Origin of the sequence: Pseudorhodoferax sp. Leaf265 (genome assembly GCF_001422365.1) — a bacterium.
Lineage (GTDB): Bacteria > Pseudomonadota > Gammaproteobacteria > Burkholderiales > Burkholderiaceae_C > Pseudorhodoferax.
The window spans coordinates 93048-116259 of record NZ_LMMT01000011.1 but is presented as its reverse complement, the minus strand read 5'-3'; the positions used below and the strand labels follow the sequence as shown (position 1 = coordinate 116259).

Sequence of the window (23212 nt, the reverse complement as noted above, 5' to 3'; positions counted from 1 at the left end):
CCGTGCGCCGGTAGGGCGGCGAGCCGCGCTGCTGAACAGCGTTGCCGGTCCAATTCGCGGGGGTACTGCGTGCACTTGTGCAGCCGTTTGCGCAGAAGCCGTCGTGCACTGGCGACAAGCGGTGTGACAAGTTGCAACGCGATGCTAAGGTGCCGCGCCTCTCCTGTCCGCGCCCAGCCCCACCATGAACGCCATTGCCCGGCTCGCCCTGTCTCTTGCCTGCACCGTCGCCGCAAGCTCCGTGGCCGAGGCCGGCGAGGACTTCCAGGTGCGCTACAACCTGGCCGGCAGCCTGGGCGGCGAGATCTTCGCGCCGCCCGACCTGCAGGGTCTGACCGGTGGCATCGCGCTGACGCGCGTGGACATCCACAAGATCACCGGCAACGACGGCGAGCGGCTCACGCAGACCCTGCCGGGCGGCACCCTGCCGTTGCCGGCACCCACGCCCGCGACCCTGTACCCGGGCTATGGCACCGCCACCGGCGTCATCGATGCACGCGGCTCGCTCGTGCAGTGGAACCTCGGCCTGGCCTGGCTCAGCGCCGCACGCTACGGCGGTGGGCGGCTGGCGCTGGCCATGAACCTGCCCTACGGCATCAAGAAGCAGGGCTTCGGCGCGCAGGCCACCACGCCCACGCTGCACTGGAATCCGGCTGTGCCAGCGGCCACGCAGGCGGCCGTGCAGGCCGGTTTCGACCGACAGTTCCAGAGCACCGTCGCGGCCATGGCGGCGGCCGAGGGCGGCAGCGTCTCGGGCATCGGCGACATGGAGTTGCACGCGGGCTGGCGCCACGCCACCGACGAGCTGCGTGTGCTGGCCGGCGCCTCGCTGGTGCTGCCCACCGGGCGCTACAACCAGGCCTCGGGCCCCGACATCGGCTTCGGCAACTTCTACACGCTGCGACCCGCGGCCCAGCTGGTCTACCTGCCGCGGCCCGACATCGCGCTGGCGGGCCGCGTCACCGTGGGCCTGAACACGCGCAACCGCGACAACGACCTGCGCAGCGGCAACTGGGCCAGTCTGGAGGGCGCGGCCGGCTATCTGACGCGCCTGGGGCCCGTGGGCGTGCACGTGGTCCATGCGCAGCAGTACCAGGACGACAGCAACAACCGCTGGGGCCCGAGCCGCTACCGCTCCACCAACGCCGGCCTGTTCTGGACCACCCGCGTCCCGGTGCTGGACGTGGTGCTCACGCTGCAGCACATGGCCACCGTGCAGTCGCGCAACGCCAAGAACGGCACCTACTCGCAGGTGCGGGTCAGCAAGAGCTTCTGAGCGGTCGCGCTGCTAGCGCAGCGTGTACTCCAGCGCCCAGAAGAAGCGCCACTGGTGGTAACTGGCCTGGGCCGCAAAGGGTTCGGCGGCGGCCAGCAAAGCCTCGGCGGACGGGAAGTTCTTGAGCACGCGGTGCACCGAGCCGTCGTCCAGCGTGCGCAGCTGGAAGCTGTCGCCATCCGCATCGCGCTCGGCGACCGGGGTGCTGCTGCCCGGCACGAAGCGGTTGTCCATGAACACGACCCTGGCGCCGGGTTGCAGCGCGGCATGCAGACCGTGCAGGAAACCCGCGATGCGCCGCTGCGGGATGTGCGACCACCAGAAGCCGGCGAAGGCCGCGTCGAACGTGGCATCCAGGCGGGGCAGGCGGTAGGCATCGCCCTGCAGCAGCTGGACGCTGGGCGGCAGGCGCGCACGGGCGATGTCCAGCGTCTGCTGCGCGCTGTCGATGCCCAGCACGCCCTGCGCGGCGGCGGCATAGAACTGCGTCCAGTACCCCGTGCCGCATGCCAGCTCCAGCACGCGGCGCCCGGCCAGCACGCCGGGCAGCCAGGACTCGATGCGGCGCAGGTCGTCCTGGCGCTCCGGCTTGGCATAGATGCGGTCGTATTCCCGCGCGCGGGCGGCGTAGTAGTCCTGCATGGCGGTGTCCTCCACTCGGGTGCGCATCGCGACCGCGCCTCAGCCCGGCTGCTGCACCACCGACACTCCGTGCCGGCCCAGGCCCAGCGCGGTTTCGGCTCCAGGCGCGAGCACGTGCTCCAGGTCCGAGGACACCACGAACACCGGCCCCAGCGGCGTCTCGAAGCCGTACTCGTAGAAGCCGCCCAGGTAGGCCGCCTTGCGCAGCGTGGCAGGCAGCCCACCCGCCGTGCCGATCTGCCAGGCCTCGGGCCGCACGGCCACCTTGACGGGGCCTGCCGCGACCGGGTGCCTGGGCGTGAGCCGCAGCGGCCCCAGCGCGACCTGGCCATCGGCCTGGGCCTGGCCCGGGAACACCATGGCCTCGCCCATGAAACCGGCCACGAATTCGCTCTGCGGCCGGCTGTACAGCGCCTCGGGCGTGCCGCGCTGGGCGATCACGCCGTGGTCCATCACGATGATCTGGTCCGACACCGCGAGCGCCTCGCTCTGGTCGTGCGTGACATAGGCCACCGTGAGCTGCAGGCGCTGCTGGATCGCGCGGATCTCCTCGCGCATCTCGCGGCGCAGCCGCGCGTCCAGGTTCGAGAGCGGCTCGTCGAACAGCAGCACGGCAGGCTCCAGCACCAGCGCGCGCGCCAGTGCCACGCGCTGCTGCTGGCCGCCCGACAGTTCGCTGGGCAGGCGCTCGTTGAAGCCGACCAGGCCCACGCCCTTGAGCGCGTCGCTGGCGCGCGCCGCAGCCTCGGCCTTGGCCACGCCGCTCATGCGCAAGCCATAGGCCACGTTCTCCACCACGTTCATGTGCGGGAACAGTGCGTAGCTCTGGAACATCATGGAGACGTTGCGCTCGCCCGGGCCCAGCGTGGTCACGTCGCGCCCACCCATGAGGATCTGGCCGCCGGTGGGCGATTCCAGCCCCGCGATCATGCGCAGCGTGGTGGTCTTGCCGCAGCCCGAGGGGCCCAGGATGGTGGTCAGCGTGCCCTGCGGCACCTCGAAGCTGATGCCCTTGACGGCCAGCGGTGCGCTGGCGTCGGTGCCGTAGCGCTTGGTGACGTTGCGAAACTCGATTCCGTTCATACAGCTTCCATCTTGTGGTGCCCCTGGTGCGCCGGCGTCTTGCGCCGGCCCAGCTTGCGTTCGCCAACCAGCAACTGGATCAGCGCGATGGCCAGCGACATCAGCACGATCAGCACCGTGCAGTAGGCCAGCGCCACGCCGTAGTCGCCGTTGCCCACGCGGCCGATGATGTAGGTGGTGGCCAGCTCGTTCTCGGCCGTGACCAGGAAGATCACCGCGCTCACGGTGGTCATGGCCCGCACGAAGCTGTAGACCAGGGCCGCCACCAGCGCCGGCTTGAGCAAGGGCAGCACCACGCGGAACAGCGTCTGCGCGGTGGAGGCGCGCAGCATCAGCGAGGCCTCGTCGAGCGAGCGGTCCAGCTGCTTGAAGGCGGCCGTGCCGGCCCGCACGCCCACCGGCAGGTTGCGGAACATGAAGCACAGGATGATCACGAGCCCGGTTCCCGTGAGTTCCAGCGGCGGCACGTTGAAGGCCAGGATGTAGCTCACCCCCAGCACCGTGCCCGGAATCGCGAAGGCCAGCAGCGCCGCGAACTCGAAGGCGCCCTGGCCCTTGAACTCGTTGCGCGCCAGCAGCCAGGCGATGAGCAGGCCCAGCGCCGCGGTGATCGGCGCCGAGATGCCCGCCAGCTTCACGGTGGTGATCAGCGAGTTCCAGGCCGTGCCGGCCCAGACCAAGCCGAACTGCCCCCATTCGAGCGCGAAGGCCGTGTGGAAGTGCTTGAGCGTGGGCGTGTAGTCGCGCCCCCAGGTCTGCACGAAGCCGCCCGCGAACGCGAACAGGTAGACCACCACGGTGAACGCGATCCAGGGCAGGGCCACGCCCTGGCAGGCGCGGCGCACGCCGTCCGGCAGGGGCATGGCGATGCCGGCATCGCCCTTGCCGCTGACCGTGGTGTAGTTCTGCTTGCCCAGCACGCCACGCTGCAGCGCGAACACCGCCAGCGCGAAGAGCGTCAGCACCCAGGCCAGCGAGGCCGCGCGGCCCGCGTCGTACTGCGCGCCGACAATGGCGAAGAAGATGTCGGTGGACAGCACGCTGTACTGCCCGCCCACGACGACCGGGTTGCCGAAGTCCGCGATGCTCTCGATGAAGCCGACCAGGAAGGCGTTGGCCAGCCCGGGCTTGAGCAGCGGCAGCGTAACCGTGAAGAAGGCGCGGCGCCGGTCGGCGCGCAGCATCTGCGCGGCCTCCTCCAGGCTGGGCGCGATGCCCTGCACCACGCCGCGCATGATCATGAAGGCGATGGGCGTGAACGCGAACAGCTGCGCCGTCAGGATGCCGGGCAGGCCGTAGAACCAGCGCGTGGGGGCGATGCCGAACCAGCTTTCGAGCAACTGGTTGACCACACCGGCGCGGCCGAACAGCAGGATCAGGCCCAGGCCCACGACGAAGGGCGGCGTGATGATGGGCAGCAGCGCGATCACACGCAGCGGCCCCTGCAGGCGGCTGCTGCCGCGCTCGGCCATCAGCGCGATCATGGTGCCCAGCACGGTCGTGCCCGTGGCCGTCAGCAGCGCCAGCAGCAAGGTGTTCCAGGCCACGCCGCAAGAGGTGGCGCCGGCCAGGCAACCCAGGCCCCAGATGCGCTCGGTGAACACGCGCTCGAAGAAGGCCATCAGCGACCAGCCGCCGTCCTCGGTCAGGAAGGCGCCGGCCAGCGCCTTGCCGACCGGGTAGGCGATGAACAGCGCCAGCAGCACGCCGCAGCCGACCACGGCGCCCGAGACGAACAGGTCGCCGCGGAAGAAGCCCAGCCGCGCCAGGCCGAACGCGGCCAGCAGCACCAGCATGGTCAGCGCCACGAAGCCGCCTGCGCCGATGCCGAACTGGTTGGTTGCGAGTTCGCCGAAGGCGGTGTTCAGTGCCGCGACGCTCCAGCCGCGCGCGCCGATCGTGAAGCCGCTGACGGCCAGACCCAGCGCGCCGAGCAGGCCGCCGGCCAGCAAGCAGCGGCCCTGGCCGCGGCCCGGTGCCTGCAGCGCGCCCACGGCGCACAGTGCGAGGCCGGCCAGGCCGAGCAGCAGCCAGGGCCGGTGTTGCGCCAGCGCCTGCAACAGGCCGTTGGCGGCATCGCCTTCGGAGAAGATGCCCGGCAGGGCCTGGTACCAGCTGGTGTCCTGGATGGCGTACCAGGGCAGTAGCAGGTACGCGAGCAAGCCGGCTGCGGTGCATGCCCACACCGCGCCATTGGGACGCTTGACCACGTGCCTACCGTGGGAGCGAGTTGACTTCCTTCTCCCAGCGCGCGATGAGCCGCCGCCGCTCCGCGCTCGCGCCGTACTTCTTGTAGTCGTAGTCGATCATCTTGATCTTCTTGAAGTCGGGCACGTTCGGGTCGACCACCGTGGCCTTGTTCGAGGGCAGCTGGTACTGCTTGGCGGCTGCGCCGAAGGCCTGGGCACCGGGCGTCAAGGCCCATTCGTAGAACTTCTTGGCCTGCTCGATGTTGCGCGCGCCCTTGATGATGCTCATGGAGCCGATCTCGGCGCCCGTGCCTTCGCTGGGCGTGGCCGTCTCGACCGGGAACCCTTGCATGCGCTCCTGCGGCGCGTCGTGCACGAAGCTGATGGACACGGCCGTCTCGCCGCGCGCCACGGCCTTGATCGGGCCCGTGCCCGAGCGCGTGTACTGGCCCACGTTCCTGTGCAGGGCCTTGAGGTAGTCGAAGGCCTTGTCCTCGCCCATCAGCTGCACCAGCGTGGCGATCATGGTGTAGGCCGTGCCGCTCGATGCCGGGTTGGCGACCTGGATGTCGCCCTTGTACTCGGGCTTGAGCAGGTCGGCCCAGCTCTTCGGCGCGGCCAGCTTCTTCTTGGCCAGCAACTCGGTGTTGTAGCCGAAGCCCAGCGGGCCGGAGTAGATGCCCACGGTCTTGAAGCCCGACTGCTGGGCCTGCTGCTGCGCCCAGGGGTAGAGCTGCGCCAGCGAGGGCGACTTGTACTCCAGCGTCAGGCCTTGCTCGGCGGCCTGCAGGTGCGGGTCGCCGGTGCCGCCGAACCACACGTCGGTCTTGGGGTTGTCCTTCTCGGCGATGAGCTGGGCCAGGGCCTCACCCGAGCCCTTGAGCGCCAGGTTGATCTTCACGCCCGTGGTCTTGGCATAGACCGTGGCGATCATGTTGCACCAGTCGGCCTGCACCGAGCAGATGACGTTGACCTGTTGGGCCGAAGCGCCCGCGGATGCGGCCAGCAAGGCGCCGGCGACGAGGATGTTGTGGATGGTTTTCATGGCGCTGCGCCTGGTACGGAACAAGTGAAACGGCCCTCGGAACCGGGTCCGAGGGCCGCTGCAGAGCCTAGCAATGTGTCAGCGGTGTGACATTGGTGGCAACCCGGGCGGCTCAGCGGCCCGATGGGTCATGGTCTTCGTCGCGACTGAGGGGCTGCACGCCGCTGTTGCGCAGCCAGGCCCGGTACTCGCGCCGGCGCTTGCGGCGCTCCTCGTGCCGGGCGCGCCGCTTCATGCGCAGACGCCGGACGAACAGCGCCAACGTGATCGCCGCCAGCCCGGCCAGGATCAGCAGAAAGGACCAGTCGACAACGAACACCTGGCCGATTTCTTCGTTCATGTTGGCGGCTGAGGCAAAGGGGATCGGAGCCCCGGTTGTACCACTGCCGCGCGACAGATCGGGGTCTCGGCCTACACGTGCTGCGGCCGCTGTCCGCTCGCCGCGGCCTCCCGTGTCCCGGACAGTGCGTCAGATGCAGCACACCCCAGCCATGCCTTCCGTCAACGCCGCGTTGGCGGACCAGGATCTGCACTACTTCCGCGAGGGCACCCACACCGCGCTGGCCGGCCGGCTTGGCGCCGCGCTGCGGCCAGGCGGGCAGGGCGCGCACTTCGCGGTCTGGGCGCCCAATGCCAACGCCGTCAGCGTGATCGGCGAGTGGAACGGCTGGCTGGCCGATGCCGAGCCGCTGGCGCGGCGCGCAGACGGCAGCGGCGTCTGGGAGGGCGAAGCCCCGGCCGCGCGGCACGGCCAGAGCTACAAGTACCGCATCGTGACCGCCGATGGCCAGGCGCTGGACAAGGCCGACCCCTATGCGCTGGCCACCGAGCCGCCGCCGGCCACGGCGTCGCGCCTGTGGTCGCTGGCGTTCGACTGGAGCGACGCGGGCTGGCTGGGTTCCCGCGCCGCGCGCCAGGCCGGCGACGCGCCCATGTCGGTCTACGAGGTGCACCCCGGCTCCTGGCGTCGCCACGACGGCCAGTTCCTGGGCTGGCGCGCGCTGGCCCTGGCGCTCGGCGAGCATGTGCAGGCCATGGGCTTCACGCATGTGGAGCTCATGCCCGTGACCGAGCACCCGTTCTACGGTTCCTGGGGCTACCAGACGACCGGCTACTTCGCGCCCACGGCGCGCTACGGTTCGCCGCAGGATCTCAAGTTCTTCATCGACCACTTGCACGGCCTGGGCATCGCCGTGATCCTGGACTGGGTGCCCTCGCACTTCCCGACCGACGCGCACGGCCTGCAGGCATTCGACGGCACGCATCTGTACGAGCATGCCGACCCGCGCCAGGGCTTCCACCCCGAATGGAATTCCAGCATCTTCAACTATGGCCGCAACGAGGTACGCAGCTTCCTGCTGTCCTCGGCGCTGTTCTGGCTGCGCGAATACCACTTCGATGCGCTGCGCGTGGACGCGGTGGCCTCCATGCTCTACCTGGACTATGCGCGCAAGCCCGGCGAGTGGATCCCGAACCAGTTCGGCGGCCGCGAGAACCTGGAGGCCGTGCACTTCCTGCGCACGCTCAACGCGGCCGTGGCGCGCGAGCAGCCCGGCGCGCTCGTGATCGCCGAGGAGTCCACGGCCTGGCCGGGTGTGTCGCACCCGCAAGAGGAAGGCGGGCTGGGCTTCTCGATGAAGTGGAACATGGGCTGGATGCACGACACGCTCCAGTACTTCGGCCTGGACCCGGTCTACCGCCGGCACCACCAGGGCCAGCTCAGCTTCTCGCTGGTCTATGCCTTCCACGAGCGCTTCGTGCTGCCGCTCTCGCACGACGAGGTGGTCTACGGCAAGGGCTCTCTGCTGGGCCGCATGCCCGGCGATGCCTGGCAGAAATTCGCCAACCTGCGTGCGCTGTTCGGCTTCATGTGGGGCCACCCGGGCAAGAAGCTGCTGTTCATGGGCGGCGAGTTCGGCCAGGGCCGCGAGTGGGCGCACGAGGGTGAACTGGATTGGGCGCAGTCGCGCGAGCCGCTGCATGCAGGCGTCGCGCGGCTGGTCGGCGACCTGAACCGGCTGTACCGCAGCGAGCCGGCGCTGCACCAGCAGGATTTCGCCCCCGAAGGTTTCGCCTGGGTCGCGCACGACGACAGCCAAGCCAGCGTCTTTGCCTTCCTGCGCCAGGGCGCTGAGGGCGTGCCGCCCGTGTTCGTCGTCAGCAACCTCACACCCGTGCCGCGCCACGGTTACCGGCTCGGCGTGCCGCTGCCCGGCCTGTGGCGCGAACTGCTCAACACCGACGCGCGCGACTACGGCGGCGCCGGCCTCGGGAACCATGGCGGCGTGCGGACCTCGGACGAAGGCGCGCACGGCCATGCCCACTCGCTGGTGCTGACCCTGCCGCCCCTGTCCACCCTGATGTTCCGCCTGGAACCGGATGCCCATGCCGACTGAACCCCAAGCCGACAAGAAGCCCAAGCGCACGCGCGCCAAACTCGCCGTGGTGCCCGCACCCGAGCCCGTGCTGCCGGAGCACGGCCAGGCCCGCGCCGTCATCGATGCCGTGCTGCCCCAGGTCGATGCCGGCCGCTTCGCGGTCAAGCGCGTGGTCGGCGAGCCGCTGGCCGTCACGGCCCATGTGTTCACCGACGGCCACGACAAGGTGCGCGCGCGCCTGTGCTGGCGCAAGGAGGGCACGGACAGCTGGCACGAAACGGAGATGCAGGCCGAAGGCAACGATGTCTGGTCCGCCAGCTGCACGCCCGACGCGCAAGGCCGCTGGCGCTACACGGTCTGCGCCTGGGTCGACCACTTCCAGTCCTGGCGTGCCGAACTGCTGCGCCGCGTGGACCTGGCCGACATCCTGATCGCCGCGCGCGTGGGTGCCGAACTCGTGCGCCAGGCCTCCGAGCGTGCCGAGGGCGAGGACCGCACGAAGCTGGCCAGCCTGGCCGAGAACCTGCGCAGCCGCGCCGAGACTGCCGGCCGCGCCACCATCGCCGAGATGGACTCGGTCTCGCTGGAGGTGGCGTCCATCAAAGACGCCGCGCTCAGCGACGACCTCGCCGCCCTGGCCGACCGCTGGCCCGACCGCAGCCACGCCGTCTGGTGGAGCGCAGAGGGCCTGCCGCTGGTGGTGGACCGCGAGCGCGCCGCCTTCAGCAGCTGGTACGAAATGTTCCCGCGCTCGGCCGCGCTCGAGCAGGGCCGCCATGGCACGTTCAAGGACGTGCAGGCACGCCTGCCCTACGTGGCCGAGATGGGCTTCGATGTGCTGTACCTGCCGCCCATCCACCCGATCGGCCGGGCGCGCCGCAAGGGCCGCAACAACACGCTGGTGGCGCTCGAAGGCGATGTCGGCAGCCCCTGGGCCATCGGCGCCGACGAGGGCGGCCACAAGGACGTGCTGCCCGCGCTCGGCACGCCGGAGGACTTCCGTGAACTCGTGCGCGCGGCGAATGCGCTGGGCATCGAACTCGCGCTGGACATCGCCTTCCAGTGCGCGCCCGACCACCCGTATGTGAAGGCCCATCCGGACTGGTTCCGCAAGCGGCCGGACGGCAGCGTGCAGTACGCCGAGAACCCGCCCAAGAAGTACCAGGACATCTACCCGTTCGACTTCGAGACGCCCGATTGGCGCGCGATGTGGCTGGAACTCAAGAGCGTGTTCGACCATTGGATCGCGCAAGGCGTGCGCATCTTCCGCGTCGACAACCCGCACACCAAGGCCTTCGCGTTCTGGGAATGGGTGATCGGTGCGGTGAAGGCAGAGCACCCCGACGTGCTGTTCCTGGCGGAGGCCTTCACGCGGCCCAAGGTCATGCACTGCCTGGCCAAGCTGGGCTTCTCGCAGAGCTACACCTACTTCACCTGGCGCAACAACCGCCACGAACTCATGGAGTACTTCGAGGAGCTGGCGCACGGCCCGGGCGCCGACTACTACCGCCCCAACGCCTGGCCCAACACGCCCGACATCCTCAACGAGCACCTGCACCACGGCCCGCGCTCCGTCTTCATGGCGCGGCTGGTGCTGGCGGCCACGCTGTCGGCCAGCTACGGCATCTACGGTCCGCCGTATGAGCTGCTGCAGGGCGAGCCGGTCAAGCCGGGCAGCGAGGAATACATGAACTCCGAGAAGTACCAGATCCGCCATTGGGGCGAGCTCACGCTGGACCGACCGGACAGTATTGCCGGCTTCATCGCCACCGTGAACCGCATCCGCAAGGAGCATGTGGCGCTGCACTCCAACGCCTCGCTGCGCTTCTTCGACACCAGCAACCCCTACCTCATTGCCTACGCCAAGCGCGATCCGCAGGGGAAGAACGCCGTGCTCACGGTGGTCAACATCGACGCCACCTTCACCCAGAGCGGCTGGGTGCATGTGGACGCGGCCTGGCTGGGTGTGTCGGGCGGCAGTTTCGTCGCACATGACCTGCTCACGGATCGGTCATTCGACTGGCAGGACGGCGGCAACTTCGTGATACTGGTCCCATCCGAGATGCCCGCCCATGTGATCGAGATCAGAGGGAACGCATGAAGAATCCAGAACAGGCGGCAGCAGCCGACAGCATCCCGCACCTGCCCGAGGCCGTGCAGGGCCCGGTCACCCCGGTCACCGACGAAGCCCTGTGGTACCAGGACGCGGTGATCTACCAGCTCAACGTCAAGGCCTTCGTCGATTCGAACGCCGACGGCGTGGGCGACTTCAAGGGCGTGACGAGCAAGCTCGACTACGTCAAGGACCTGGGCGTCAACACCATCTGGCTGATGCCGTTCTACCCTTCGCCGCTGCGCGACGACGGTTACGACATCTCCAGCTACATGGACGTGCACCCGCAGTACGGCACGCTGGACGACTTCAAGGAGATGCTGGCCGAGGCGCACAAGCGCGACCTCAAGGTCATCACCGAGCTCGTCATCAACCACACCTCGGACCAGCACCCCTGGTTCCAGCGCGCGCGCCAGGCGCCGCCTGGCTCGCCCGAGCGCGACTTCTACGTCTGGAGCGACAGCGACCAGAAGTACCAGGGCACGCGCATCATCTTCACCGACACGGAAACGTCCAACTGGACCTGGGATCCCGTTGCCAAGGCCTATTTCTGGCACCGCTTCTTCAGCCACCAGCCCGACCTCAACTTCGACAACCCGGCCGTGCTGGAAGCCGTGTTCGAGGTCATGCGCTTCTGGCTGGACCTGGGCGTGGACGGCTTCCGGCTCGACGCGATTCCCTACCTGATCGAGCGCGAGGGCACGAACAACGAGAACCTGCCCGAGACGCACGCCATCCTCAAGCAGCTGCGCGCGGCCATCGACGCCAAGTACACCAACCGCTTCGTGCTGGCCGAGGCCAACCAGTGGCCCGAGGACGTGCGCGAGTACTTCGGCGATGGCGACGAGTGCCACATGGCCTACCACTTCCCGCTGATGCCGCGCATGTACATGGCCATCGCGCAGGAGGACCGTTTCCCGCTCATCGAGATCATGCAGCAGACGCCGGACATCCCGCAGAGCTGCCAGTGGGCCATCTTCCTGCGCAACCACGACGAGCTCACGCTGGAGATGGTCACCAGCAGGGAGCGCGACTACATGTACAGCACGTACGCGGCCGACCCGCGTGCGCGCATCAACGTGGGCATCCGCCGGCGCCTGGCGCCGCTCATGGACAACGACAGCGACCGCATCAAGCTCATGAACAGCATGCTGTTGTCCATGCGCGGCTCGCCCATCGTCTACTACGGCGACGAGATCGGCATGGGCGACAACGTGTTCGTGGGCGACCGCAACGGCGTGCGCACGCCCATGCAGTGGAGCCCCGACCGCAACGCCGGCTTCTCGCGCGCCGACCCGCAGCGCCTGTACCTGCCGCCCATCATGGACGCCATCTACGGCTACGAGGCGCTCAATGTCGAGCAGCAGCAGCGCGAGCCGGCCTCACTGCTGAACTGGATGCGCCGCATGCTGGCCGTGCGCGGCACCAGCAAGGCGTTCGGCCGCGGCGACATGGTGTTTCTGAAGCCCGGCAACCGCAAGATCCTGGCCTACCTGCGCGCCTACGGCGACGAGGTCATCCTGTGCGTGGTCAACCTGTCGCGTTCGGCCCAGCCGGCCGAGCTCGACCTCTCGCTGTTCAAGGGCCGCGTGCCGGTGGAGATGCTGGGCCGCACGGCCTTCCCGCCGATCGGCGATCTGCCCTACCTCATGACCATTGCCGCGCACGGTTTCTATTGGCTGCGCCTGGCGACCGACGTGGCCGTGCCGAGTTGGCACCAGGAGCTGCTGCCGGCCGAGGACCGGCCCGTGCTGGTGCTGTTCGACGGCTGGAACAGCCTGTTCCGCGACCAGGTCGTGCCCTGGCGCATCGGCATGGCCGTCAAGACGCGCCAACAGTTCGAGAACGAAATCCTGCCGCGCCACATCGAAACCCAGCGCTGGTACGCCAGCAAGGGCACACCCGTGCAGCGCGCGCGCATGGTGCAGCACGCCCTGTGGGAGCAGGGCGACGACGGTTGGTTGCTGCCGCTCGTGGAGCTCGACGGCCCGGCCGATTCCGTCTACTTCGCGCCGCTCGCGCTGGCCTGGGAAGAGCGCGAGGAAGAGCGTTACCGCGCCTTCGGCCCCGCGGCCGTGGCCCGCGTGCGCCAGCAGGCCGAGGTCGGCTACATGGCCGATGCCTTTGCCGATGAACGCTTCTGCCGCGCCGTGATCGCCGCCATCGGCGCAGGCCGGGCACTCGCCACCAACACCGGCAGCATCCGCTTCGTGGCCACCCGCGCCTTCGCCGAGCTGGCCGGTGCCGACGTCGCGCAGCTGCCGGTGGCGCGGCCGCAGGCGCAGAGCAGCAACACCATCGTGATGGTGGACGAGCGCCTGTTCCTCAAGGGCTACCGGCGCATCCGCAAGGGCGTGAACCCGGAGTTCGAGGTCGGCCGCTTCCTGACCGAGGTCGCCAAGTTCGCCCAGTGCGCGCCGGTGGCCGGGGCCGTGGAATTCGTCGCGGCCGACGGCAGCGTCAGCACGCTGGCGCTGCTGCAGGCTCACATCGAGAACCAGGGCGACGGCTGGGCCTACCTGGTGGGCTACCTGGAACGCCACCTGGAAGAGCTGCGCACCCCTGTCGCTGCCGCCATGCCGGACGACGTGCACGGCGCTCACCTCGCGCTCATGCAGACGCTGGGCCGGCGCACGGCCGAACTGCACCTGGCGCTGGGCACGCACAGCGGCGACGCCGCCTTCGACCCCGAACCCTTGGCCACGGCCGATGTGGTCGCCTGGCGCGAACAGACCCAGGCCGACCTGCAGCAAAGCCTCACGCTGCTGCAATCCGCGCTGGGACGCTTGCCCGCAGGCGTGCAGGACGATGGACGCGCCGTGCTGGCCTCCAGCACGGCGCTCGCGCAGCGCATCGCCGCGGGCGGGGTGCTGGAGAACGAGGGCCGCAAGATCCGCATCCATGGCGACTACCACCTGGGCCAGGTGTTGCTCACGCGCAACGACTTCGTGATCGTGGACTTCGAGGGCGAGCCCGGCCGCGAATTCTCCGAGCGCCGCGCCAAGCAGTCGCCGCTGCGCGACGTGGCCGGCATGCTGCGTTCCTTCGACTACGCACGTGCCGTGGCGCTGCGCCAGGCCGCCCACACGCCCGAGGAGGCCGGGCCCATGGCCGAGCCCGCGCGCGCCTGGGAAGCCGCCTCGCGCGCCGCTTTCCTGCAGAGCTACCGCGACACGCTGGCCGGCACCCCGTTGGCCGTCTCCGACCAGGCGCTGAGCCTGCTCGCGCTGTTCGAACTCCAAAAGGCTTTGTACGAACTGCGCTACGAACTCGAGAACCGACCGGACTGGGTCGGCATCCCGCTTGCGGGCATCCTGGCCCTGGCGCAAACGCCCGCGGCCTGACGCGAAAGGAAGCACATGGAACAAATCAACGTGATGCTGGAGCCCGTGCGGGCCTTTCTGATCCAGACCGGCGCTTTCCTGCCTCGCCTGGCGATCGCACTGCTCGTGCTGGTGGCCGGTTTCCTCGTCGCCAAGGCCGTGCGCTTCGCGGTGGAGAAAGGCCTGCGCGCCGTCAACTTCCACATCGTGACCAAGCGCGCGGGCCTGGACGGTTTCCTGCAGCAGGGCGGCACGCACATCGACACCATCGGCGTGCTGGGCGTGCTGGCCTACTGGGTGGTGATCCTCGCGGCGCTGATCGTGGCCTTCAACGGCCTGGGCCTCACGCACGTGACGGAGCTGCTGAGCCGTGTGATGCTGTTCGTGCCGCAGTTGATCGTGGCGCTGCTGGTGCTGGCCTTCGGCGCGTACTTCGCGCGCTTCCTGTCCAACGCCGTCGCCACCTACTGCAAGGGCGTGGGCATGCGCGACGGCCAGGCCCTGGGCCGCATCGCCTACTACGCCATCCTGGCCTTCGTGGTCATGATCGCGCTGGACCAGATGGGCGTGGGCGGCAGCATCGTGCGCGATGCGTTCCTGCTGATCCTGGGCGGCGTGGTGCTCGCGCTCGCACTGGCCTTCGGGCTGGGCGGCAAGGACTGGGCCGCGGCCCAGCTGGAGCGCTGGTGGCCGTCCAAGGACGAGCCGCGCGACCCACCCAGCCGTCTGCGCTGAAATGGAACCGCCCCGTTTGGCTGGCTCACTTCGTGTAGCCATCCCATCCCCCTCGAGGGGCGCCGCCAGCGGCCTGGCAGAGCCAGTTCCGCGCCGGCCGCTGGCATGGCCTGCTCCGCGGCCTTCCGAACCGCTGCATGCGAGCCGGTGTCGTGCCGTGCGGGTGGCGCGCGTGGCTGTGGAGAGCTGAGATGGACTTCGGTGCACAGGTCCTGGCCGCGGGCGGGGTGCGATTCCGGGTCTGGGCGCCCGGTGCGCGCCAGGCCGAGGTGCTGCTGGAGCCCGGTGGCGCGCATGCCATGCAGGCGCTGGCCGATGGCTGGCACGAAGCCGTGGTCGGACAGGCTGGTGTGGGCACGCGCTACCGCTACCGCTTCGATGGCGGCACCCCGGTGCCGGATGCGGCCTCGCGCTGCAACCCCGACGACGTGCATGGCGCGAGCGCCGTGGTCGACCCGGGCACCTACGCCTGGCGCGACGCCGCCTGGCGCGGCCGGCCCTGGCACGAGGCGGTCGTCTACGAGCTGCATGTCGGCGCCTTCACGCCGGCGGGCACGTTCGCCGCCGCCGCCGAGCGCCTGGCCGAACTCGCGGCGCTGGGCATCACGGCCATTGAACTCATGCCGCTGGCGGACACGCCGGGCGGGCGCAACTGGGGCTACGACGGCGTGCTGCTGTTCGCGCCCGAGAGCAGCTACGGCACGCCCGACGAACTGCGCGCACTGGTCGACCGCGCCCACGCACTGGGCCTCATGGTGCTCGTCGACGTGGTCTACAACCACTTCGGCCCCGACGGCAACTACCTGCACGGCTACTGCCCGCAGTTCTTCAACGCCGCGCACCAGACACCCTGGGGCGCGGCCATCAACTACGACGGCGAACACAACGCGGCCGTGCGCGCCTTCTTCGTCGCCAACGCGCTGTACTGGGTCGAGGAATTTCATTGCGACGGTCTGCGGCTGGACGCCGTGCACCAGATCCGCGACGACTCCACGCTGCCCATCGTCGAGGAGATCGCCCAGGCGCTCGCCCGGGGGCCGGGGCGGCAGCGCCAGGTGCACCTGGTGCTGGAGAACGAGCGCAACCAGGCGCAGCGGCTGCGACCTGCGGGCGCCGCCACGGCGCAGTGGAACGACGACCTGCACAACGCCGCCCACGTGCTGCTGACCGGCGAGACCGATGGCTACTATGCCGACTACGCGCAGGCCCCGGCCGCGCTGTTCGGGCGCGCGCTGGCCGAAGGCTATGTCTACCAGGGCCAGGTCTCGCCGCACCTGGGCGTGCCGCGCGGCGAGTCCAGCGGCGCGCTGCCGCCCACGGCCTTCATCTCCTTCCTGCAGAACCACGACCAGGTCGGCAACCGCGCACTGGGCGAGCGGCTGGACCGGCTCGCCGATGCCCGCAAGCTGGAGGCGCTTTACGCCTGCCTGCTGCTCGCGCCGCACATCCCCATGCTGTTCATGGGCGAGGAGTTCGCGGCATCCACGCCCTTCCTGTTCTTCTGCGACTTCCAGGGCGAACTGGCCGAGGCCGTGCGCCAGGGCCGGCGTGCCGAGTTCCAGCGCTTCGCGGCCTTCGCCGACGAGGCCGCGCGGGCGCGCATCCCCGACCCCAATGCCGCGGCCACCTTCGCCGCGTCCAAGCTGCGCTGGGCCGAGCGCGAGACCTCGCCGCACCGCGAGCGCCTGGCGCTGGTGGGCCGCCTGCTCGCGCTGCGCCACGCGCACCTGGTGCCGCGGCTGGCCGGTGCGCCGCACGGCGGCCGTTCTCTGGGCACGGGCGGCTTCGTGCACGTGGTCTGGCCACTGGCCGGCGGCGCCCGTTGGGAACTGCAGGCCAACCTGCAGGACCAGTCCCTCGCAGTGCCGGTGCCCGCAGGCCAGCCCATCTACAGCACCCATGCCGAGGCGGACCTGCCGCCCTGGTCCGTCCGCGTCACCCTCCATCCCGCATGACCGCCTCCATTCCCCGCGCCACCTACCGGCTGCAGCTGCACAAGGACTTCGACTTCGCGGCCGCCCAGGCCGTCCTGCCCTACCTGCAGGCGCTCGGCGTGAGCCATGTCTACTGCTCGCCGATCACGCGCGCGCGGCCGGGCAGCATGCACGGCTACGACGTGGCCGACCCGCGCGAGATCAACCCCGAGCTCGGCGGCCGCGAAGGCTTCGAGCGCTTCGCGCTGGCCGCGCGCGCGCTGGGCCTGCAGCTGCTGTTGGACATCGTGCCCAACCACATGGGCGTGATCGGCAGCGACAACCCCTGGTGGTCCGACGTGCTCACGCACGGCCAGGCCTCGGCCTATGCCGGCTTCTTCGACATCGACTGGCGCCCGATGGATGCGGCCATGGCCGGCAAGGTGCTGTTGCCCGTGCTGGGCGCGCCCTACGGCGAGGTGCTGGACCAGGGCCAGCTGCAGCTGGCCTGGGAAGCGAAGGAGGAGGGCGAGGCCGGGCGCTTCGTGCTGCGCTACTTCGAGCACGGATTCCCCACCGACCCGGCCAGCTGGGGCGCGGTGCTGCGCCTGGCCGCCGACCAGGCCGAGGACGCCGACACGGCCGAGGGCCTCACGGCGCTGGCCGAGCGTGCCGACGCCATGCCGCCGCGCGAGGACCGCGGCGCCGCCGGTGCACGCGAGCGTGCCGCGGCCGCGGGCCGGGTGCGGCAGGGCCTGCAGGAGCTGCTGGCACAGCGCCGTGCCGCCGGCCCGGCCGTCGCCGCCGCGCTGGAGCGCCTGAACCAGGAGCCCGGCCACGACGTGCTGCACGCACTGCTGGAAGCCCAGCCCTGGCGCCTGGGCTTCTGGCGCGTGGCGGCCGACGAGATCAACTACCGGCGCTTCTTCGACATCAACGAATTGGCCGCGCTGCGCGTGGAGGCCGAGGATGTGTTCGAGGCCACGCACGCGCTGGCGCTGGACCTCACGGCCGCCGGCATCGTCGACGGTCTGCGCATCGACCACCCCGACGGCCTGCGCGACCCGGCCCAGTACTTCGCGCGCCTGCAGGACGGCCATGCGCGCAGGATGGCCCAGCTGCGGCCCGACGAATCCGCGCCCGCGGACGCGCTGCCGCTCTACGTGGTGGCCGAGAAGATCACGGCCGCCCATGCCGACCTGCCTGCGGACTGGCGCCTGCACGGCACCACCGGCTACCGTTTCGGTGCACTGCTCAACAGCCTGTTCAGCGACCGCAGCCAGGCCGCGCGCATGGAGCGTGTCTGGCGCGGCTTCACGGGCGCCGAGGGCAGCCTGGAGGACATGGTCTTCGACGCCAAGCTGGCCGTGGCCTACGGTGCGCTCGGCGCCGAGCTCAACCTGCTGGCCACGCAGCTCAAGCGCGTGGCGGGCGCCAACCGGCGCACGCGCGATTACGGCTTTACCACGCTGCGCACGGCGGTGGCCGAGGCCGCTGCGGGCATGCCGGTCTACCGGACCTATGTGGTCGATGCCGCGGGCGAGGAGGACCGGCGCTTCATCGACTGGGCCATCGCCCAGGCGCGCCGGCGCACGGCCATTGCCGACGCCAGCGTGTTCGACTTCCTGCGCGCCTGCCTGCTGGGCGAGCCGACCGAGGGCAGCGGTGCCGACGCGCTGTTACCGGTGCGGCGCTTCGCGTGGCGCTTCCAGCAGTTCTGCGCGCCGCTGGCGGCCAAGGGCGTGGAGGACTGCGTGTTCTACCGCTACCTGCAACTGGTCTCGCTCAACGAGGTCGGCGGCGATCCGACCGCTCAGGGCCTCACGCTGGCGGCCTTCCATGGCGCCAGCAGCGACCGCGCGGCGCGCTGGCCGCACACCATGCTGGCCACCTCCACGCACGACAACAAGCGTTCGGAGGACGTGCGCAACCGCATCGCCGTGCTGTCCGAGCGGCCCGCGCTGTGGCGGCTGGGCCTGATGCGCTGGCACCAGCTCACGCGCTCGCTGCGCCGCGAGCTGCCCAGCGGCACCGCGCCCTCGCGCGACGACGAGCTGCTGCTCTACCAGGTGCTGCTGGGCGTGCTGCCGGACGGGGAGATCGACGCCGAGACCCTTGCCGCGCTGCGCGCGCGCATGGGCCAGTACATGGCCAAGGCCGCGCGCGAGGCCAAGCTGCGCACGAGCTGGGTGCGGCCCGACGCGGACTACGAGCAGGCCCTGCAGGCCTTCATCGACGGTTTGCTGGGCCGGCTGGCGCCCAATCCCGCGCTGTCGGACCTGCGTGCACTGGCGAAACAGCTGGCCTGGTTCGGCGCACTCAACAGCCTGTCGATGGTGGTGCTGAAGTTCACCTCGCCCGGCGTGCCCGACATCTACCAGGGCAACGAGATGCAGGACCTGAGCCTGGTCGACCCCGACAACCGCCGGCCCGTGGACTACGCGCAGCGCCAGGGCACGCTGGCCGCGCACGAGGCGCTGCTGCTGGCCGCCGAGCCCGACCGGCTCGCGGGCCTGGCGCGCATGTCGGCCACGCCTGCCGATGGCCGGCTCAAGCTCTGGGCGACCTGGCGGCTGCTGGCGCTGCGCCGCGACGACCCGGCCCTGTTGCGCGAAGGCAGCTACATCGCGTTGCGCGGCACCGGGCGCGCGCGCGAGCATGTGGTGGCCTACGCGCGGCGCACGCCGACGGGCCTGCTCGTGGTGTTGGCCGCGCGCCTGTTTGCGCGTCTGCTCAAGAGCTTTGATGCTGCGCCCGTGGGCGAGGCCTGCTGGGGCGATGCGAGCGTGGACCTGACGCCGGCCTTCAAGGACTGGAACGGCAGCGCCGGCGACGTGACGGCGTTGGAACTCATGGGCCATGTGCAGCGCCGGCTTCCGCGCGGGCCGCTGCGGCTGGCCGATGCGCTGCAGGCGCTGCCGGTGGCGGTCTACTGGGTCGATGCGCGCAAGCCGGCCGTCACGGCATGAGCGGCTGCATGCCGGTCGGGCGCTTCAGCGCGTCGTCCCCGGTGGCGGTTTCGTAGCGCGCGCGGCCCTGCTGCTTGGCGCGGTACAGCGCCGCATCGGCCGCCATCACGAGCTGCTCGTGCACGTGCTCGGGCTGGGGCACCATGCTGGCCACGCCGATGCTGACGCTGATCCAGGGCGACAGCGGTGAGTCCGGGTGCGGCAAGCGTGCCTGGGCGATCGCATCCAGGCAGCGCTGCGCGACGCGGGAACCGGCGTGCGCATCGGCGTCGATCAGCAGCACCGCGAATTCCTCGCCGCCGTAGCGCATGAGCTTTTCCACCGGCGTGCGCAGGCAGGCCGACAGGATCTGGGCCACGGCGCGCAGCGCGGCATCGCCTTCGGGGTGGCCCAGGTGGTCGTTGTAGCGCTTGAAGTGGTCCACATCGAGCATCAGCAGCGCCAGCGGCTGGTGGTTGCGCAGGCCGCGCGCCCATTCCAGCGCCAGCGTCTGGTCGAACTGGCGGCGGTTGGCCACGCCCGTGAGCCCGTCGGTCAGCGACAGCGCGGCCAGCTGGGCGTTCATGCGCTCGAGCTCCAGCTGCGAGCGCTTGCGCTCGGAGATGTCCAGGTGCGTGCCGACCACGCGCAGCGGCTTGCCGCGGGCGTTGCGCTGCATCACCATGGCATGGGTCAGCACCCAGAGCCAGTGGCCGTCGCGGTGGCGGTAGCGGTGCTCCAGCCGGTAGCTCGGGGTTTCGTTGCGCAGGTGCGCGGCGATGGCCTGTTCGGCTTCGGCCTGGTCGTCGCGGTGCATCAGGCCACGCCAGAATTCCGCGCGCAGCGGCTCGTCGGTGGGGGGGTAGCCCAGCATCTCCATCTCGCGCGCGTTGACGGTGATGGTGTCGTCGGCCAGGTTCCATTCCCACAGCCCCAGGTCGGCACCGCGCAGGCCGAACTCCAGCCGGCGCGCGCTCTCGCGTTCGGCCTGGGCGGCGTTGCGTTCGGTGCGTTCCTGCAGATAGCGCCGGCCCTGGTGCCAGCGCAGCCACACGGCGCTGACGGCCATGGTCAGCGCCAGCAGCAGCAGCTCGGTGCGCAGCGCGGCCCACCAGGGGGCCAGCACGGCGTCGGTGCGCCGGCTCATGTACACCACGAGCGGGCGGTCCAGCAGCAGCGCCGCCGGCTCCACGGCGCGCAAGGCCATCATGCGCAGTTCGGACGTGCCGACGACCTCGCCCTGCAGCAGGTTGTGCATGCGCCCACTTTGCATGTGGACGCGGAACAGCGAGCCCGGCTGGTTCAGGTCGAAGCCGATGCGCGCGCCCTCCAGGGGCGAACTCACGATGATCGGCCCGTCGCCGTGCGCGATGGTGGCGCGTGCATCGGGGGCGTAGAGCAAGGCACGCAGCACGATCTCGAAGTAGTCGACATCGAACGAGGCGCTGATCACGCCGGAGAAACTGCCGTCCGTGCCGTGCAGCGTGCGCGACAGCACGGTGGTGAAGTTGCCGAGCACCGAGCGAAATGGGGGCGACACATACAGGGTGTCGGGATGGCCGCTGTCGCGCACGGTCATGAAGTAGGGCCGTGCGCTGACGTCGCGGTCCGTCAGTTCGGGCTGGCTGGCCGCCACCACGCGGCCTTCGCGGTCGGTGATCTGCAGGCCGCGAACGCCCGGCATCGCGTCGACCAGCAGCTTCAACGGGAACGGCACCGAAGGCGCGGCGGCCAGGTCCTGCGGCAGCAGCTGGCCAGCGCCGGCCAGCGCTGCGCTGATGGCCTTCAGGTGGCGGGTGAGGTGGATCTCGACGGCCTGGGCCTGTCCCTGCAGGCGCTGCATGTCCTGCGCGACGATGTGTTCGCGGGCGCGCCAGCTGACATGCCAGGCCAGGGCCAGCAAGAGCAGCCAGGCCAGGGCCCACAGCGCCCACTCGCGGTGGCTGCGCCGCCGCAACAGCGTCACCGGCCCGCGCCGCCGCTGGGCAGCTTCCAGGGGGGCGGAGCCGGTTTCCGGGGATTGCATTGGCCGGCGATTGTGGAAGGCCTGGCGCGCGCGTCAAGCGGGGGCGCACCATGCCGTCCGCAGCTTGGCGGAAAAACGCGGCCCTACAGGCGCAGCCAGTCGGGCCCGGTCTGCTCTGCGTCGGCCGTGGCCAGCTCCTCGAGGAAGGCCTGGCACCACCAGTGCACGTCGAAGCGGCGGATCGTGGCCATCAGGTTCTGGTGCCGGCGCCGGCGTTCGACCAGCGGCAACTGCAGCGCGAACTGGATGGCATCGGCCGTGGCCGTGCTGTCGTAGGGGTTGACCAGCACCGCGCCTTCGCGCATCTGCTCGACCGCGCCGGCGAAGCGCGAGAGCACCAGCACGCCGGGGTCTTCGGGGTCCTGCGCGGCGACGAACTCCTTGGCCACGAGGTTCATGCCGTCACGCAGCGGGGTGACCAGGGCCACGCGCGCGGCGCGGTAGAGCCCGGGCAGGCGCTTGCGGGCCATGGTGCGGTGCATGTAGCGCACGGGGACCCAGTCGAGTTCGCCGAAGTCGCCGTTCATGGAGCCGGCCAGGCTTTCCAGTTCGCGCAGGATGTCGCCGTAGGCGTCCACGTCCTCGCGGCTGGGTGCGGCGATCTGGATCAGCGTGGCGCGGCGGATGTTGTCCGGGTGCCGGCGCAGCAGCTCGCGGAAGGCGCGCAGCCGCTGCGGCAGGCCCTTGGAGTAGTCGAGCCGGTCCACGCCCACGAGCAGCTGGCGGCGCGAGTATTCCTCGCGCATGCGGCGGTACATCTCGGTGGCGTCGTGCGCATGGGTGAGCATGTCGAACTCTTCCACGTCGATGCCGATCGGGAACGCTGCCGTGCGCAGCGTGCGGCCGAAGGCACGCCAGCGGCGGCCATCGCCGTCGCGGTCTTCGGCGCGCGCTTCGGTGGCGGCGTAGCGGTTGAAGTGCTCCAGGTCGGCCTCGCTCTGGAAGCCCACCAGGTCGTAGGCGAACAGGGCCTGCGCCAGCCAGTCGTGCGCGGGAATGGCCGTGAAGATCTGCGGCGGCGGCAGCGGGATGTGCAGGAAGAAGCCGATCCTGTTGCGGCAGCCCAGCGCGCGCAGCTCGCTGGCCAGCGGGATCAGGTGGTAGTCGTGGACCCAGACGATATCGTCTTCTTTCAACAGCGGCATGAGCTTGGCCGCGAACAGCTGGTTCACGCGGCGGTAGCCGTCGATGTAGCCGGCGTCGAAGTCCGCCAGGTCCAGGCGGTAGTGGAACACCGGCCACAGCACGGCGTTGGAGTAGCCCAGGTAGTAGGCGTCGTGGTCCCATTGCGAGAGGTCCAGCGTGGCCAGCGTGACATTGCCGGCCTGCTGCTGGTGCACGGGCGTGTCGGGCGGCGTGGCACCGTCCTCCGGCAGGATCTTGCCGCTCCAGCCGAACCACATGCCGCCGTTGGCCTGCAAGGCGCCCGACAGGGCCACGGCGAGGCCGCCGGCCTCGGTCTTGCGGGGGTCGGCGACACGGTTGGAGATGCACACGAGACGGGCCACGCGTTGTTCCTTTTCTTGGCTGGCGTTGGAAGG

The 23212-nt window shown here is 70.2% G+C and carries 14 protein-coding genes; 7 read left to right on the top strand and 7 right to left on the bottom strand.

Annotated elements, in window-relative coordinates:
• Positions 1-184: 184 nt before the first annotated feature.
• Positions 185-1276 (top strand): transporter, encoded by a 1092-nt coding sequence (locus ASF45_RS11475; protein WP_056661737.1) that lies wholly within the window; start codon positions 185-187, stop codon positions 1274-1276.
• 12 nt (positions 1277-1288) lie between these two features.
• On the opposite strand, the gene ASF45_RS11470 is transcribed toward ASF45_RS11475, so the two are convergent.
• From ASF45_RS11470 to ASF45_RS11450, 5 genes are all read right to left on the bottom strand, one after another.
• Positions 1289-1918 carry a class I SAM-dependent methyltransferase gene (locus ASF45_RS11470; protein ID WP_056661943.1) on the bottom strand — a complete coding sequence of 210 codons (630 nt, stop codon included), beginning with the start codon at positions 1916-1918 and terminating at the stop codon, positions 1289-1291.
• Positions 1919-1957: 39 nt separating this feature from the next.
• Positions 1958-3001, bottom strand: coding sequence for an ABC transporter ATP-binding protein (locus tag ASF45_RS11465; protein WP_056661734.1), 1044 nt, complete (start codon positions 2999-3001; stop codon positions 1958-1960).
• Positions 2998-5211, bottom strand: coding sequence for an iron ABC transporter permease (locus tag ASF45_RS11460; protein WP_056661731.1), 2214 nt, complete (start codon positions 5209-5211; stop codon positions 2998-3000). The genes ASF45_RS11465 and ASF45_RS11460 overlap by 4 nt, the downstream gene beginning before the upstream one ends.
• A 4-nt stretch (positions 5212-5215) precedes the next feature.
• A complete protein-coding gene (locus ASF45_RS11455; protein WP_056661728.1) occupies positions 5216-6235 on the bottom strand; it encodes an ABC transporter substrate-binding protein in 1020 nt (339 codons plus the stop codon).
• A 112-nt stretch (positions 6236-6347) separates the two neighbouring features.
• Positions 6348-6575, bottom strand: a complete 228-nt coding sequence (locus ASF45_RS11450) for a hypothetical protein (protein ID WP_056661726.1) — start codon at positions 6573-6575, stop codon at positions 6348-6350.
• Between the two features lie 151 nt (positions 6576-6726).
• Between ASF45_RS11450 and glgB the strand changes: the two genes are divergently transcribed.
• From glgB to treY, 6 genes are all read left to right on the top strand, one after another.
• Entirely contained in the window at positions 6727-8631 is a 1905-nt protein-coding gene (gene glgB, locus ASF45_RS11445) for a 1,4-alpha-glucan branching protein GlgB (RefSeq protein WP_056661725.1), read from the top strand.
• Positions 8615-10714: an alpha-1,4-glucan--maltose-1-phosphate maltosyltransferase gene (locus ASF45_RS11440; protein WP_369802116.1), complete on the top strand. Its 2100-nt coding sequence runs from the start codon at positions 8615-8617 to the stop codon at positions 10712-10714. Before glgB ends, ASF45_RS11440 begins: the two co-directional genes overlap by 17 nt.
• A complete protein-coding gene (gene treS / locus ASF45_RS11435) occupies positions 10711-14070 on the top strand; it encodes a maltose alpha-D-glucosyltransferase (RefSeq protein WP_056661716.1) in 3360 nt (1119 codons plus the stop codon). Before ASF45_RS11440 ends, treS begins: the two co-directional genes overlap by 4 nt.
• Before the next feature lie 15 nt (positions 14071-14085).
• A complete protein-coding gene (locus ASF45_RS11430; protein WP_056661713.1) occupies positions 14086-14784 on the top strand; it encodes a hypothetical protein in 699 nt (232 codons plus the stop codon).
• A gap of 191 nt (positions 14785-14975) precedes the next feature.
• On the top strand, positions 14976-16739 hold the full coding sequence (gene treZ / locus ASF45_RS11425) for a malto-oligosyltrehalose trehalohydrolase (protein ID WP_056661708.1): 1764 nt from the start codon (positions 14976-14978) through the stop codon (positions 16737-16739).
• The gene (gene treY, locus ASF45_RS11420) at positions 16736-19666 is read left to right on the top strand and encodes a malto-oligosyltrehalose synthase (RefSeq protein ID WP_056661706.1); all 2931 of its coding nucleotides are present in this window, start codon (positions 16736-16738) and stop codon (positions 19664-19666) included. Before treZ ends, treY begins: the two co-directional genes overlap by 4 nt.
• On the opposite strand, the gene ASF45_RS11415 is transcribed toward treY, so the two are convergent.
• Both ASF45_RS11415 and ASF45_RS11410 read right to left on the bottom strand, forming a co-directional pair.
• Positions 19656-21671, bottom strand: coding sequence for a diguanylate cyclase domain-containing protein (locus tag ASF45_RS11415; RefSeq protein WP_082550956.1), 2016 nt, complete (start codon positions 21669-21671; stop codon positions 19656-19658). The two genes, treY and ASF45_RS11415, sit on opposite strands and share 11 nt — an antisense overlap.
• Positions 21672-21754: 83 nt before the next feature.
• Positions 21755-23179, bottom strand: coding sequence for a trehalose-6-phosphate synthase (locus tag ASF45_RS11410; protein ID WP_056661694.1), 1425 nt, complete (start codon positions 23177-23179; stop codon positions 21755-21757).
• Positions 23180-23212 lie beyond the last annotated feature (33 nt).

Bases quoted from the DNA above. Each gene is read 5' to 3' on its own strand.
- ASF45_RS11475 (WP_056661737.1), top strand. From the start codon at position 185: ATGAACGCCATTGCCCGGCTCGCCCTGTCTCTTGCCTGCACCGTCGCC.
- ASF45_RS11470 (WP_056661943.1), bottom strand. From the start codon at position 1,918: ATGCAGGACTACTACGCCGCCCGCGCGCGGGAATACGACCGCATCTAT.
- ASF45_RS11465 (WP_056661734.1), bottom strand. From the start codon at position 3,001: ATGAACGGAATCGAGTTTCGCAACGTCACCAAGCGCTACGGCACCGAC.
- ASF45_RS11455 (WP_056661728.1), bottom strand. From the start codon at position 6,235: ATGAAAACCATCCACAACATCCTCGTCGCCGGCGCCTTGCTGGCCGCA.
- ASF45_RS11450 (WP_056661726.1), bottom strand. From the start codon at position 6,575: ATGAACGAAGAAATCGGCCAGGTGTTCGTTGTCGACTGGTCCTTTCTG.
- glgB (WP_056661725.1), top strand. From the start codon at position 6,727: ATGCCTTCCGTCAACGCCGCGTTGGCGGACCAGGATCTGCACTACTTC.
- ASF45_RS11440 (WP_369802116.1), top strand. From the start codon at position 8,615: ATGCCCATGCCGACTGAACCCCAAGCCGACAAGAAGCCCAAGCGCACG.
- treS (WP_056661716.1), top strand. From the start codon at position 10,711: ATGAAGAATCCAGAACAGGCGGCAGCAGCCGACAGCATCCCGCACCTG.
- ASF45_RS11430 (WP_056661713.1), top strand. From the start codon at position 14,086: ATGGAACAAATCAACGTGATGCTGGAGCCCGTGCGGGCCTTTCTGATC.
- treZ (WP_056661708.1), top strand. From the start codon at position 14,976: ATGGACTTCGGTGCACAGGTCCTGGCCGCGGGCGGGGTGCGATTCCGG.
- treY (WP_056661706.1), top strand. From the start codon at position 16,736: ATGACCGCCTCCATTCCCCGCGCCACCTACCGGCTGCAGCTGCACAAG.
- ASF45_RS11415 (WP_082550956.1), bottom strand. From the start codon at position 21,671: ATGCAATCCCCGGAAACCGGCTCCGCCCCCCTGGAAGCTGCCCAGCGG.